This is a genomic window from Arthrobacter sp. K5 (genome assembly GCF_040448525.1).
Classification (GTDB): domain Bacteria; phylum Actinomycetota; class Actinomycetes; order Actinomycetales; family Micrococcaceae; genus Arthrobacter; species Arthrobacter globiformis.
In genome coordinates this window covers 2,987,009-3,000,069 of the sequence record NZ_CP159279.1, presented here as the reverse complement: position 1 = coordinate 3,000,069, position 13,061 = coordinate 2,987,009, and the positions used below count along the sequence as shown (strand labels likewise).

Below are 13,061 nucleotides of genomic sequence, written 5' to 3'. Positions count from 1 at the left end.
GAAGGTTCGTCCAGGCGCCATGCATGCGTGGACGGCCCCCGACATATGCCGGTGATCAGTATCACAAAGTGGGAATACAGGCCGCGAAAACTCCCACCGGAGGCAGACTTACCGGCCGGTATCCCCAGACAACGGTTAAGGCTGTGGATGAAGGTTGGCGCAAATTTTAAATTTGTCCACAGGAAAATCTGAACGTTTCCGCAGGTCAGGCGGCATATATGCCGAAAAGAAATTTACTATCCACAGCTTCCCCCACAGGCTGTGCACAAGCAGCAGTCTGTTGTTCACACGTTATCCACAGAGGTGCGAAACTGCCGGCTTTGTGAGTGGCCACCCGGGCGCTAACGTAGCGGAGACACCCCATTCGGGTGAGTTTTCCCTGCCGGCCTGAAGACCGGAGCCGGCGAACAGCCGGGCTCCGGGAGATTAGTGCTGCCCTGTGGAAAACCTGTGGATGAGGCGTCGCCTGGGTCAACGGCCAGGACCGAAAAATGTCAGGGCCTGCTGGTGTAGTTGCACCAGCCCGGGCAGCAGATCCTTGCTGCGCGGCCCACCCACGGCACACGGCACACGCGCCGCAGTCCTCCTGCACGGACTGCGGACACATTGGAGGACGGCAGCTTTGTCAGTTACGCACCTGGACTCAATCGAAGGTACCCGCGAATCCGAAGGCAGCCGTAAACCTCCCCAGGATATCCCCGCCGAACAGTCCGTCCTGGGCGGCATGATGCTCTCCAAGGACGCCATTGCGGACGTGGTTGAGATCCTGCGCGGGCAAGACTTCTACCGCCCTGCCCACGAAACCATCTACGAGGCGGTCATTGACCTCTATGGCCGCGGAGAACCCGCGGATGCCGTCACGGTGTCCGATGAGCTGACCAAACGCGGCGAAATCAACCGGATCGGCGGACCGGCCTACCTCCATGAGCTCATTCAGACGGTACCCACGGCCGCGAACGCAGGCTACTACGCCGAGATCGTGGCGGAGCGCGCCGTGCTCCGGCGGCTGGTCAATGCCGGCACCAAGATCGTGCAGCTCGGCTACGGGCAGGACGGCGAGGTCGAAGACCTGGTCAACCAGGCCCAGGCGGAGGTCTACGCGGTGGCCGAGCGCCGCACGGCGGAAGACTACGTCGTCCTGAAGGACGTCATGGAGTCCACGGTGGATGAGATCGAAGCCTCCGGCCACCGCGGCGAGGGCATGGTGGGCGTCCCCACCGGCTTCTACGAGCTGGACGAGCTGACGCACGGGCTGCACCCGGGCCAGATGATCGTCATTGCCGCCCGGCCTGCCGTGGGTAAGTCCACCTTCGCACTGGACTTTGCCCGCTCGGCAGCCATCAAGAACAACCTGAGCACAGTGATGTTCTCCCTCGAAATGGGCCGCAACGAGATCGCCATGCGTCTCCTGTCGGCCGAGGCCACCATCGGCCTGCAGGACCTTCGCAAGGGCACCATCAAGGACGAGCAGTGGTCCAAGATTGCCACCACCATGGGGCGCATGAATGATGCCCCGCTGTTCATTGACGACAGCCCCAACATGTCCCTCATGGAGATCCGGGCCAAGTGCCGCCGCCTCAAGCAGCAGCACGACCTCAAACTCGTCATCCTTGACTACCTGCAGCTCATGAGTTCGGGCAAGAAAGTGGAGTCCCGCCAGCAGGAAGTCTCCGAGTTCTCCCGTGCGCTGAAGCTGCTCGCCAAGGAACTCCAGGTCCCTGTCATCGCGCTGTCGCAGCTGAACCGTGGATCTGAGCAGCGCCAGGACAAGCGCCCCATGGTCTCGGACCTGCGTGAGTCGGGGTCCATCGAGCAGGACGCCGACATGGTGATTCTGCTGCACCGCGAGGACGTCTACGACAAGGAGTCCCCGCGGGCCGGTGAAGCAGACATCCTCGTGGCCAAACACCGTAACGGCCCTACCAAGGACATCGTGGTCGCCTTCCAGGGCCATTACTCGCGGTTCGCCAACATGGCTGGGGACGCCGGCGGGGGCGGCGGCTTCTAGGCTGCGGCGGCCTCGGCCTGGCGTTCCGCGGGAGCGATGTCCAAGGGGTCAGTGTCCGCGCGAGCAGTGTCCGAGGGGGCAGCGCAGGCCGCCGGTGCTAGTGCCGTTGCGACTGCAGCAGGTGGTTGGGCAGCCTGTTTCCCGGGGCTGCTGCCCTGATTTCCAGGAGTTCCCGGGCATGGGCGTGAAGCCGCTTGTCCTCCTCGGACACGGGGGTCCATGCAGGGATGGGGACCGAGGTGCCCTCGGCGTCGCGGGCGACCATCACGGTGAGACAGTAGGTGGTCAGGTTCAGTTCGCGGCCCTTGGGGTCCCCGGACCGGACATGTACGGCAACGTGCATGCCCTTGGTGCCCGTGTAGACCAGCCGCGCCTCCACCTCCACCACGTGGCCGATCAGCAGCGGCCGGTAGAAGCGCACGCCGCCGGAGAAGACGGCCACCGTGTCCCGGCCGCAGTAGCGTGAGGCGCAAACATATGCGGCTTCGTCGATCCATTTCATGACGATGCCGCCATGGACTTTTCCGCCCCAGTTAACGTCGGTGGGCGCTGCCATGAACCGCAGCACGACGCGCTCGGCGGTCCCGGCATCTGTATATTCCTGCGCGCTCATGGCTTCGACGATCTGCTCGCGGATCCCGATCCGGGCCAGGGCGTGGTCCCGCTGTTCCAGTTCCTCCGCCGTTACCGGCTCGAACTGCTTAACCGGGACGGGCTTCCCGTCCTCGCCAACCGCCACAAAGATCACCATGCACTGGCTGCGCATGGTGGCCGGCCCGCCCTTGGGGTCCCCGGAGGAAACCACCGTTCGGATATGCATGGAGGAGCGGCCGGTGAAGACGATGGTGGCCGTGACCTCAACCATGTCGCCGATGTTCACCGGGTCGGCAAAGTGGATGTTCCCCACGTAGGCGGTGACACAGTAGGACTTGGCCCAGCCGACGGCGGCGGCATATGCCGCCTTGTCCACCCACTCGAGCACCGTGCCGGCGTCGACGGATCCGCTGTGGCCCACGTCCATGGGGGCGGCAAGGAAGCGGAGGGTCACTGAGTTGGCGGCAGTCTCGCTCATGGTCGCAGTTTACTGACCGCCTTCCTTTGGTCAGATCCGGGGCTTCACAATCGTGTTCATCGATGCCATAAGACGCCCGCGCGATGAATCCCGTGCCCTGAATTCCCCGTCACGCAAGAGCCGGAGTCGCCGGATCACTAATAATAATGATTATCATTAGTGTCATGTTGACGAGACGATTCAATTCTCCTGCCCCGCGCAGCACCCGCCGCCGCGCAGAGAGCCCATATTCAGGGCTGTCCACCAAGCCATTCGTGGCGGCTTTCAAAAGGCCCCTCGCAGCGCCGCTGGTAGTGCCCGTGGCCGCTGCCTGCGGAGTTGTCCTGCTGCTGGCAGGCTGCGCCATTGGCCCCGCGCAGAGTACCGCCGAGAGTTCCGGCAGCACCTCCCCGCACGGAGGGACCGCGGAACCGGCCGAGCTTCGCGCCCCTGAGCCGCGACTGGTGTACACCTACGCCGGCGGCGTCGGAGTGCTGGACGCGGCAACCCTTCAGCCCGCCGGGGACGTTGTAATGGACGGCTACACCCGGATCAGCCCTGCGGGGGACGGCCGCCACGTCCTGGTGGCGGCGGACGACTCGTTCCGCGTTCTCGATGCCGGCACCTGGACCGAGCAGCATGGCGACCATGGCCATTCCTATGCCGCCGAGCCAACACTGACGGATCACGCGTTCGGGGCCAGCAAGCCGGGCCATGTGGTGCGGCACGCGGGAAGGACCGTCCTGTTCAGTGACGGGTCCGGCAAGGTGGAGTCCTTTGAATCGGCCGCCCTTGGAACGCTGGCGGATGACGGGCTTCCGGAGACGGCGACCTACACAGCGCCCGAGGCCCACCACGGCGTGGCTGTGGAACTGGATGACGGGAAGCTGCTGGTGACAGTGGGGGACGAGGATGCCCGCAACGCCGTGGCCCTCCTGGGGCAGGCCGCGGGCCAGGACCGCAGGGAGATCCTCCGGAGCCCGGACTGCCCGGGCGTCCACGGTGAGGCAGTGGCCGGCGACAGCACCGTGATCTTCGGATGCGAGGACGGGATGCTGGTATTCAAGGACGGCAAGTTCGCCAAGGTCGCCAGCCCGGACACCTATGGCAGGATGGGCAACCAGGCCGGCTCGCCGGCGTCGCCTGTGGTGCTGGGGGACTACAAGGTGGACAAGGAAGCGGTATTGGAGCGGCCCACCAGGATTTCACTGGTGAACACCGACACCAAGGCCCTGAAGCTGGTGGAACTCAGGACGAGCTATTCCTTCCGGTCGCTGGGGCGCGGGCCGGCCGGGGAGGCACTGGTCCTTGGCACCGACGGCGCGCTGCATGTTCTCAACCCGCTGACCGGCGCCACCGAGTCCACGATTCCCGTCGTGCCGGCCTGGCAGGAGCCCGAGGCGTGGCAGGACCCGCGGCCCACCCTGTACGTCCAGGGCTCCATGGCCTATGTAACCGAACCGGCCACCCGGAAACTGCACGCCGTTGACCTGAAGGCGGGAAAGACTGTCCGCACAGCAACGCTGGCCCACACGCCCGATGAACTGACGGGCGTCACCGGCTGAACAACAGACATGGCTGAGCTGACAGCAGCCGGCCGAAACCACGGAATGACATTAAACGACGGCGGCCGCCCGCCGGGCGCCGAAGCGCCAGGCGAGCAGCCGCCGTCGTTGTTCCCGGACAATCACCGCCCTGGAACGGTGCTGCCTGTCCGGGGATGTTACGCGAGAACCTTGAGCTTTGAATCGCTGCGGCCGAACAGGGCTGCGTCCGCCGAGAGGCGGCCGGCTCCGGCAAGGGCGATGGCCGCTGCCCCGGCTGCAAGCAGGAGAACCAGCTCGTAGCCGCCGGTGGCGACGAAAACTCCGGCCGAGGCGTGGACCAGAAAGAGGGCGCCGAGCATGTCCAGGGCGAGAAGGGCGGCGAAGACGCGGGTCAGCACGCCGAGGATGAGGGCGATGCCGCCCACCAGTTCCAGCGTGGCGACGACCGGGGCGGCGACCTCAGCGGCCGGGACCCCCATCTTGGCGAAGGATGCCTGCGTGCCGGCGATGGTGAATTCGTTGAACTTCTGCCAGCCGTGCGCGGCGAAGAGGAATCCCGCGATCACTCGCAGGATCGTCAGGGCTGTGGTGGTCTGGGTGGACTGGTTCATGGAGATTCTCACCGTTCGGATCGATTGGGGGTTTGTCTCTTTTACGCATGCAGTCCGGAGCGCGTCCGGTGATGCTTCCATTCCACTCTCCCGAAATTTTGTTGAAGTGTCAACTAATGTGTCGTGGTTATCTTTTCTGCGCCAGCTAGGCTGAATCCGTGCCACAATCGCCTTCCGCCGCCGTTTCCACCCCCAAACCCGAGAGCCACGGCCGTGAAATCCTCCGGCTGGCCGTTCCAGCCTTTGGCGCGCTGATCGCCGAACCGCTCTTTCTGCTTGCCGATTCGGCCATCGTGGGGCACCTGGGCGTGGCCCAGCTGGCCGGCGTCGGACTGGCCTCGGCGGTGCTGCACACCGCGGTGGGGCTGATGGTTTTCCTGGCCTACTCCACCACCCCGGCCGTGGCGCGGGCGGTAGGGGACGGCCAGCTGGGCAGGGCGCTGGCCGCCGGGCGCGACGGCGTCTGGCTCGCCCTCCTGCTCGGGACCACGCTGGCGCTGGCAGGGTTCCTCGCCGCGGAGCCGCTGATCGGGCTCATGGGGCCGAGCCCGGAAATCCGCACATTCGCCGTCGACTATCTGCGCTGGTCCATGCCCGGGCTGGTCGCGATGCTGCTCATCTTCGCGGGCACGGGCGTGCTGAGGGGACTGCAGGACACCCGGACGCCGTTGGTAGTGGCCACGGCGGGCTTCGCCCTAAATATCGTCCTGAACCTGGTGCTGGTGTACGGACTCGGGCTGTCCGTGGTCGGGTCTGCAATGGGAACCAGCATCGCGCAGTGGGCGATGGCCGCAGTGTACCTGGTGATGGTGCAGCGCAACGCCAGTCATTACGGGGTCAGCCTGCTGCCCGACTGGCATGGGATCCGGGCCATGACCAAGGTGGGCTCCTGGCTCATGCTGCGGACCCTCAGCTTGCGCACTGCCATCCTTGCCACTGTTCTCGTGGTGACGGCCCAGGGAGCGGTGAACCTGGCCGCCCACCAGCTGGCCATGACGGTCTTCACCTTCCTTGCCTTCGCACTGGACGCACTGGCCATCGCCGCGCAGGCGCTGATCGGAAAGGAGTTGGGCGCCTCCAACCCCGGCAAAGCCCGGATCCTGACCCGGACCATGATCCGCTGGGGCACCGGCTTCGGTGTGGTCACCGGCGTGCTCCTCGCCCTGGCTGCCCCGTTCGCCGGCGCTCTCTTCACGCCCGACGCCGGCGTCCAGTCGGTGCTGACAGCGGCCCTGTGGGTTCTGGCCGCGGGCCAGCCCCTCGCCGGTTACGTGTTCGTCCTCGACGGGGTGCTGATCGGGGCCGGCGACGCGAAGTATCTGGCGATTGCCGGCGTCGTAAATCTCGCGGTGTACCTTCCGCTGCTGCTGGTGGTGCCGCTGGCCGGGGCCGACGGCGCTGCGGCGCTGGTTTGGGTGTGGGTGGCCTTTTCGCTGGGCTACATGTGCGCCCGGGCCGTGACCCTGGGACTGCGGGCCAGGACGGACCGCTGGATGGTGCTCGGCTCCTAGCCTGCGGCCCGGATTCGCGGGCACAGGCCGGCGCACTAAACTGGGGCAGTGACTTCCCCCGTTAACCCTGCTGAATCCGATGTGCCTGCCCCCTCGGCGGAGCTGTGGAAACCCGCCCTGCTGCGGGCTGCCGCCGCGCTGGCGTTCGGCGCCGTGACCGTGTTCTGGGCGGCCCCTTCGGTGGCCGGAATGTCGCTGACGGGCGGGGTGTATCTGCTGGCCACGGGCCTGATCCTGCTGTGGGGCATTCCGATGACCGGTTTCCGGCGGGAAGCGCCCGCCGGCCGCCTGCTGTCCGCTGCGGGTGCGGCCCTGACCGGTGCCGGCGTGGCCCTGCTGTTCCTGCAGGGCAGCCTGCTGTTCGCCGTGATTGGCGCTGTGGGGCTGGCCGTGGCGTCGGCGGCCGAGCTGTGGCTGGGCATTACGCTGCGCGGACGGCATGTCCTGGCCCGCGACTGGCTGGCCTCCGGAGTCATCGGGCTGGGCACGGCCGGCACCCTGCCGTTCTTTGTGGGCCTTGGTCCCCACGCGCTGCTGGGTGTTGCCGGCGGCGGGGCCATAATCTCGGGCGTGCTCTGGATCCTGGCAGGCCTCTCGCTCCGGCACGATGCGCGGGCGGACGCGCCAAAGGCCGTAAACTAGTACCAGGGCTTCTACTCGTTGTAGAACAGCCTTCGACACCCAGTACCCCTTCAGCACCAGCACACATCACAGCGGGCAGGCCGCATCGCGCCGCCCGCACGGGAGGAATCACCTTGGCACACCAGAAACCAGGAGAACCGCGAAACCTGCGGACCTCGGTGAAGGGACCCCTGATGTTCTCCGCCTTCTGGGCTGTGGTGGCGTTCTTCGCAGTTCTGATTTTTGCTTCCGGCGGCAGCGCCCGGTCGCCGCGGTTCGACCTGGCCTTCACCGCCGCCGGCATCGCCTTCATTGTCACCCTCGTCATCGCCGCGATGCTGTCCATGAGCTACAAGGACAATGCCGCCCACCTGGGGAAAGGCTCCGGGGTGAACCTGAGCTCGGCCCGGAAGCCCTCGCAGGGACACGGCGGCCACGGGGCCCAGGGAACCTCAAGCGGGGGAACCTCAAGCGGGGGAACCCAGCGCCGCCCGGATGCCCCGGGTTCGGCGGGTTCGGCCGCAACCGGCGAATCCGGGCCCGACGGCGGAACCTCCTAACGCCTAACCGCCAGCCGCCGCCTGCGCGGCATACTCTCTGCTCGCGCTGACTACTCTCCGCTGGCGCGCCGTGCCCGGTACGCCGCCACGTGCGCTCGGTTGGCGCAGTTCCCGGTGTCACAGTACCGCTTGGACCGGTTCCGGCTGAGGTCGAGCACCGCAGCGTCGCAGTCATCGGCCGCGCACACGAGCATGCGGTCCATCTCCTTGCTGCGGATCACGTCCACCAGCGCCATGGCTGCTTCGGTGCCCATCCTGTCCGCCAGCGGGGCATCGTGCGTCGTGGCGTGCAGGTGCCAGTCCCACTGGTCGTGCTTGAGGAGCTGGGGGAGTGCCTGGGCCTCGCGCAGGAGACGGTTCACGCCAGCCACGGCCGTGTCCTCATCCGCCGTCCACAGGGCTGCCAGTTCCGTCCGCAGTGCGTGGATGCTGGACAGCTCGGCGGTGTCGCGGGTGCGGAAACCGGTAAAGCCATCCTGCCGCAGGAACTCGTCCAGATCTTCCACTGTGGCCAGGTGTTCCTCGCCGTTGGCGGCCGAGTTGATGAGGTTCACTACGAAGCGCAGCGCGAGTTCCGTGTCAGGGGCAAAGACCATCTTGACTCCTTACAATGCGGGGGCATAGTGTCAGGACCAATACCCCACTTTACTCCTGACGGGAGGCATCCGTGCCCGCATCGAACAACCGCACCAAAACGGCGCTAACCTCAACGGCTCCCGCTTCGGTGGAGGCGCCGGCCCCAGTGCCGGCCCAGGCTCCCGCCCCTGCTCAGGACGCCGCCCCCGGCCGGGCGGCCACGGCCAAAGCCTCCGGCTTCCTGGCGTCAGGACTGGGTGTCGCCCTCTTTTCCTCCGCGATCTTCGGGCTTTCGGGCTCCTTCGCCAAGGCACTGCTGGAAACCGGCTGGACGCCCGGGGCAGCCGTGACTGCCCGGCTGACGGGGGCCGCGCTCATCCTCGCAATCCCCGCGGTTCCGGCGCTCCGGGGCCGGTGGCACCAGCTGCGGTCGAACTGGCTAACCATTGTCCTGTTTGGCCTGATCGGCGTCGCAGGCTGCCAGCTGTTCTACTTCAACGCCGTGGCCCGGCTGTCTGTTGGCGTGGCACTGCTGCTCGAATACCTCGGCCCGGTACTGATTGTGCTGTGGCTCTGGGCGGCCAGCCGGAAGCGGCCGCGCCCCCTCACCATCGCAGGGACGCTGCTGTCCCTGGGCGGGCTGGTCCTCGTCCTGGACCTCACGGGTGCCGTGCAGGTCGACGCCGTCGGCGTGCTTTGGGGCCTTGCCGCGGCTGTCTGCCTTGCCATCTATTTCTTCCTCACGGCCAAGGAAAACGACACCCTGCCGCCCATCGTGCTCGCGTCGGGCGGGCTTCTGATGGGTGCCGCTGTCATGTGGCTGATGGCGGCCACCGGCCTCCTGCCCATGGCCATGAGTACGGCCGATACCAACCTCGGCCCATGGACCACGCCGTGGTGGGTTCCGCTGGGCGGCCTTGTGGTGCTTGCAACCGTCCTGGCCTACGTCTCGGGGATCGTGGCTGCACGCGCACTCGGCACCAAGGTGGCCTCGTTCGTGTCCCTCACCGAGGTGCTGTTTGCCGTGATCTGGGCCTGGCTGCTGCTTGGCGAACTGCCCGGCGCCATCCAGCTCGCGGGCGGAATGCTGATCGTGGGCGGCGTGCTGTGCGTCCGGCTGGATGAGCTCCGCGGAGCCAAATCTGGGGGACCCGCAGCGGTGACTGGACCGCTCGACCACGCGAACGACGTCGAGCCCGTCCCCTAAGTCTTCAATGGCGGGGACCTCATTGACGGACCGTCAGTGACGCACCGCTTAAATGCCGGAGGGCCGGACGCATGGTGCGTCCGGCCCTCCGGTGCGTTCCCGGCTTAGCGGGAGGCTTCCTCCTGCTGGGAAGCGTTGCGGCTGGCCTGCTTGCCGGCCTCGTCCAGCGCCTGCGCCACCTTGGCAAGGGCTGCTGCGTGCTGGCCGTGCCACTCGCTGCGGAACTTGTCGGCGTCCGGGCCCTTCCAGTCGGTGCCCTCGAGCACCTTGGTCAGCAGGGACTTCTGCTTCTCGATTTCGTTCGAACCAGCCTGAAGCTTGGTGCCCAAGTTCTTCAGCTGCGCAATGTCTGCACCCCAAATAGCCATTAAATATCTCCTTCAATCAACGGACCCGATCCAGTCGGCATCCCCAGCGGCCTCCGGCTCGTCCGGAAGATCCATTGCCTAAAAACTATCCTCCGGCCCAAAAGAGTGTCGATGGGCAGCGCTCCCCATGGAGTCATCCCCACAGGCAGAAGCCCCGCCAGAAGCGGGCACGGAAGGGTCGATCCTCGGCGCTCCAGAGCCTAGCATGGGGGTATGTGCCGGAATATCCGTACCCTTCACAACTACGAACCCCACGCCACGTCCGAGGAGGTACACGCCGCGGCGCTGCAGTACGTCCGCAAAATCAGCGGCAGCACCAGGCCCTCCAAGGCCAATGAAGAGGCGTTCGAGCGTGCCGTGCACGAGATAGCGCACGTGACCCAGCATCTGCTCGAATCCCTTGTGACGCACGCTCCGGCCAAGGACCGCGACGAGGAAGCGGCCAAGGCGAAGGCACGGGCGGCCGTCCGCTTCGGGGCGGCCTAGGCGCTGGTCCGCCGGCCCAAGTGAGTAGCAGCTGAGGGCGTTCCCAGCGCTGGGAACGCCCTGTGCTGCTACCTGGCTGGGTGCTGCCTGCCGAAGCGGCGCAGCCTCAGCGAGTTGGCCACCACCAGCACCGAACTCGCCGCCATGGCCACACCGGCCACCATGGGATTGAGCAGGCCGAGGGCCGCCACCGGAATGCCCACCGCGTTGTAGAAGAAGGCCCAGAACAGGTTGGTCTTGATGGTGGCCAGCGTGCGCCGGGACAGCTCGATTGCGGTGGCCACCTGCCCGAGGTCGTTGCCCATCACGGTCAGGTCGGCGGCTTCGATCGCCACATCCGTGCCCGAGCCCATCGCGATGCCGAGGTCCGCCTGCGCCAGGGCCGCGGCGTCGTTCACACCGTCGCCGGCCATGGCCACCGTCGCACCGCCGGCCTGCAGCCGGCGGACAGCTTCCACCTTGCCTTCGGGCAGCACGCCGGCGAAGACATCGTCCGCGTCGATCCCGACGGCGGCAGCCACCTGGGCTGCGACCGCGGCGTTGTCGCCCGTGAGCAGCATGGGCCGCAGGCCCAAGGCTTTAAGCCGTGCGACAGCCGCCTTTGATCCCGCCTTGACCGTGTCCCGCAGCTCGATGATGCCGGCAGCCTCGCCGTCCACGGCCACCCAGATTGCCGTGGCACCGGACTCTTCAGCGGCGCGGAGCGCCTGGCCCTGCGCCGGCGTGGGCTCAACGCCGTTGTCCCGCAGCCAACCGGTGCGCCCGGCAGCCACGAGCCGTCCTTCAACGGTTCCCACCACTCCGCCGCCCGGGGCCGAATGGAAGCGGACGACGGCGGGCAGGCCCGCGCCGTCGTCCGCTTCACTGCCGCCATGGCTGGTGTGCGACCGGGGGCTCGTTGCGGGCACAGCGGACCGTGCGGCAGCAGCGATCGCGGCGGCGATCGGATGCTCCGACGCCGACTCGACCGCACCGGCCAGCCGCAGGACTTCCGCCTCGCTGAACGGGGCGAACGCCGCGGTTGCGATGACGGACAGCTGGCCGCTGGTGACGGTTCCGGTCTTGTCCAGCAGGATGGTGTCCACCGTGCGGGTGTCTTCCAGGACCTGCGGACCCTTGATGAGGATGCCCAGTTGAGCGCCGCGGCCCGTGCCGGTCAGGAGGCCCACGGGGGTAGCCAGGCCAAGGGCGCAGGGGCACGCGATGACCAGCACGGCAACCGCCGCCGTGAAGGCCGCGCGAAGCTCCGGTCCCGTGATGTCCGGCCCGGCGGCGAGCAGCCAGCCGGCGAACGTGAGGACGGCGATGGCCAGGACCACCGGCACGAATACCGCGCTGATCCGGTCAGCAAGCCGGGCGATGGGCGCCTTTCCGGTCTGCGCCTGGGACACGAGCCGCCCCATCTGGGCCAGGGTGGTTTCGGCACCGACGCGCGTGGCCCGGACCAGCACCCGCCCGGACGTATTGATGGTGGCACCGGTGACAAGGCTGCCCGGACCGACGTCCACCGGAACCGATTCGCCGGTGACCAGGGATGCGTCCACTGCCGAGGCGCCGTCCACCACCACGCCGTCGGTGGCGATCTTCTCACCGGGGCGGACCACTATCAGGTCACCGACCGCAAGCCGGCTTGCCGGGATCTTTACCTCGGTGCCGTCCTGGAGGATGGTGGCGTCCTTGGCGCCCAGGTTCAGGAGGGCGCGCAGGGCGTCCCCGGCCTTCGACTTGGCGTTCGCCTCCAGGAACCGGCCCAGCAGGAGGAATGTGGTGACCACGCTGGCCACCTCGAAGTACAGGCCGCCGGAACCCGCACCCATCTGCTCCATGCCGGGATGTTCGGTCAGGCGGGGGTTGGCGAGGAGCTGCCAGGCGGAAAACAGGTAGGCGGCGGTGACACCGAGCGACACCAGGGTGTCCATGGTGGAGGCGAAGTGGCGGGCGTTGATGGCGGCAGCCCGGTGGAACGGCCACGCCGCCCAGCTGACCACGGGCAGCGCCAGGGCGCCCACCACCCAGCCCCAGTTGGCGAACTGGAGGGCGGGGACCATCGAGATCAGGAACACCGGCACGGTCAGGACGGCCGCGACGAGCAGGCGCGGCTTCAGTTCGGATGCCGTGCCGCCGTGGTTCATGTGATCTTCGTGCTGTTCCGGGGCTCCGCCGTGCGCCGGTCCGCCGTGCTCCGCGTGCTGGGTCGCTGCGGCGTCGTGCCGGGCGCTCTCTTCCGGGTCTTGGTGGAGTGGCCTCCGGATCCTCGCCTTGTACCCGGCTGAGGCTACTTGGTCGGTGATCTGCTGGTCCGTGATGCCTGCCGGGACTGATACGTGGGCCGTTTCCAGGGGGAGGTTGACCGTGGCCTGGACGCCGTCGAGCTTGGCGAGCTTCTTTTCCACCCTGTTCACGCACGACGCGCAGGTCATGCCCTCGACGTCGAGTTCGATCACCCGGCGGGCGGAACCTGCGGAAAGGTGTTCGGTGCGCATGACTGGTCCTTCGGTGGTGGTGCTCTGGTGGT

12 protein-coding genes are annotated in these 13,061 nt (G+C 67.2%); 7 read left to right on the top strand and 5 right to left on the bottom strand.

Translation table 11 applies throughout. The features are described 5' to 3' along the window. Positions 1-622 precede the first annotated feature (622 nt). A complete protein-coding gene (dnaB, locus tag ABRP34_RS13555) occupies positions 623-2,008 on the top strand; it encodes a replicative DNA helicase (RefSeq protein WP_003800110.1) in 1,386 nt (461 codons plus the stop codon). Between the two features lie 97 nt (positions 2,009-2,105). Here dnaB and ABRP34_RS13550 read toward each other — a convergent pair whose 3' ends face one another. Next, positions 2,106-3,080 carry an acyl-CoA thioesterase gene (locus ABRP34_RS13550; protein WP_003800107.1) on the bottom strand — a complete coding sequence of 325 codons (975 nt, stop codon included), beginning with the start codon at positions 3,078-3,080 and terminating at the stop codon, positions 2,106-2,108. A gap of 299 nt (positions 3,081-3,379) precedes the next feature. Between ABRP34_RS13550 and aztD the strand changes: the two genes are divergently transcribed. Beyond that, complete coding sequence (gene aztD, locus ABRP34_RS13545; protein ID WP_353710575.1) at positions 3,380-4,624, top strand: zinc metallochaperone AztD; 1,245 nt, start codon at positions 3,380-3,382, stop codon at positions 4,622-4,624. A 158-nt stretch (positions 4,625-4,782) separates the two neighbouring features. Here the strand turns inward: aztD and ABRP34_RS13540 are convergent, their stop codons facing one another. Then, positions 4,783-5,217, bottom strand: coding sequence for a DoxX family protein (locus ABRP34_RS13540; RefSeq protein WP_003800103.1), 435 nt, complete (start codon positions 5,215-5,217; stop codon positions 4,783-4,785). 158 nt (positions 5,218-5,375) lie between these two features. Between ABRP34_RS13540 and ABRP34_RS13535 the strand changes: the two genes are divergently transcribed. The 3 genes from ABRP34_RS13535 to ABRP34_RS13525 all read left to right on the top strand — a co-directional run bounded on the left by ABRP34_RS13535 (position 5,376) and on the right by ABRP34_RS13525 (position 7,909). After that, positions 5,376-6,728, top strand: a complete 1,353-nt coding sequence (locus ABRP34_RS13535; protein ID WP_353710574.1) for an MATE family efflux transporter — start codon at positions 5,376-5,378, stop codon at positions 6,726-6,728. A gap of 48 nt (positions 6,729-6,776) precedes the next feature. Continuing rightward, positions 6,777-7,370 (top strand): hypothetical protein, encoded by a 594-nt coding sequence (locus ABRP34_RS13530; RefSeq protein WP_353710573.1) that lies wholly within the window; start codon positions 6,777-6,779, stop codon positions 7,368-7,370. Positions 7,371-7,483: 113 nt separating this feature from the next. Beyond that, entirely contained in the window at positions 7,484-7,909 is a 426-nt protein-coding gene (locus ABRP34_RS13525) for a hypothetical protein (protein ID WP_003800098.1), read from the top strand. Between the two features lie 50 nt (positions 7,910-7,959). Here the strand turns inward: ABRP34_RS13525 and ABRP34_RS13520 are convergent, their stop codons facing one another. Next, a complete protein-coding gene (locus tag ABRP34_RS13520) occupies positions 7,960-8,505 on the bottom strand; it encodes a CGNR zinc finger domain-containing protein (protein ID WP_353710572.1) in 546 nt (181 codons plus the stop codon). A gap of 221 nt (positions 8,506-8,726) precedes the next feature. Between ABRP34_RS13520 and ABRP34_RS13515 the strand changes: the two genes are divergently transcribed. Further along, positions 8,727-9,692 (top strand): DMT family transporter, encoded by a 966-nt coding sequence (locus ABRP34_RS13515; RefSeq protein ID WP_353713361.1) that lies wholly within the window; start codon positions 8,727-8,729, stop codon positions 9,690-9,692. Positions 9,693-9,796: 104 nt separating this feature from the next. Here ABRP34_RS13515 and ABRP34_RS13510 read toward each other — a convergent pair whose 3' ends face one another. After that, the gene (locus ABRP34_RS13510) at positions 9,797-10,060 is read right to left on the bottom strand and encodes a hypothetical protein (RefSeq protein ID WP_307098374.1); all 264 of its coding nucleotides are present in this window, start codon (positions 10,058-10,060) and stop codon (positions 9,797-9,799) included. 213 nt (positions 10,061-10,273) lie between these two features. Between ABRP34_RS13510 and ABRP34_RS13505 the strand changes: the two genes are divergently transcribed. Then, positions 10,274-10,546: a DUF2277 domain-containing protein gene (locus tag ABRP34_RS13505; RefSeq protein ID WP_003799989.1), complete on the top strand. Its 273-nt coding sequence runs from the start codon at positions 10,274-10,276 to the stop codon at positions 10,544-10,546. A gap of 68 nt (positions 10,547-10,614) precedes the next feature. On the opposite strand, the gene ABRP34_RS13500 is transcribed toward ABRP34_RS13505, so the two are convergent. Then, a complete protein-coding gene (locus ABRP34_RS13500; protein ID WP_353710571.1) occupies positions 10,615-13,029 on the bottom strand; it encodes a heavy metal translocating P-type ATPase in 2,415 nt (804 codons plus the stop codon). Positions 13,030-13,061: the final 32 nt, after the last annotated feature.

Coding starts and splice junctions, on each gene's coding strand:
- ABRP34_RS13550 (WP_003800107.1), bottom strand. CDS start 3,080: ATGAGCGAGACTGCCGCCAACTCAGTGACCCTCCGCTTCCTTGCCGCC.
- ABRP34_RS13540 (WP_003800103.1), bottom strand. CDS start 5,217: ATGAACCAGTCCACCCAGACCACCACAGCCCTGACGATCCTGCGAGTG.
- ABRP34_RS13520 (WP_353710572.1), bottom strand. CDS start 8,505: ATGGTCTTTGCCCCTGACACGGAACTCGCGCTGCGCTTCGTAGTGAAC.
- ABRP34_RS13510 (WP_307098374.1), bottom strand. CDS start 10,060: ATGGCTATTTGGGGTGCAGACATTGCGCAGCTGAAGAACTTGGGCACC.
- ABRP34_RS13505 (WP_003799989.1), top strand. CDS start 10,274: ATGTGCCGGAATATCCGTACCCTTCACAACTACGAACCCCACGCCACG.
- ABRP34_RS13500 (WP_353710571.1), bottom strand. CDS start 13,029: ATGCGCACCGAACACCTTTCCGCAGGTTCCGCCCGCCGGGTGATCGAA.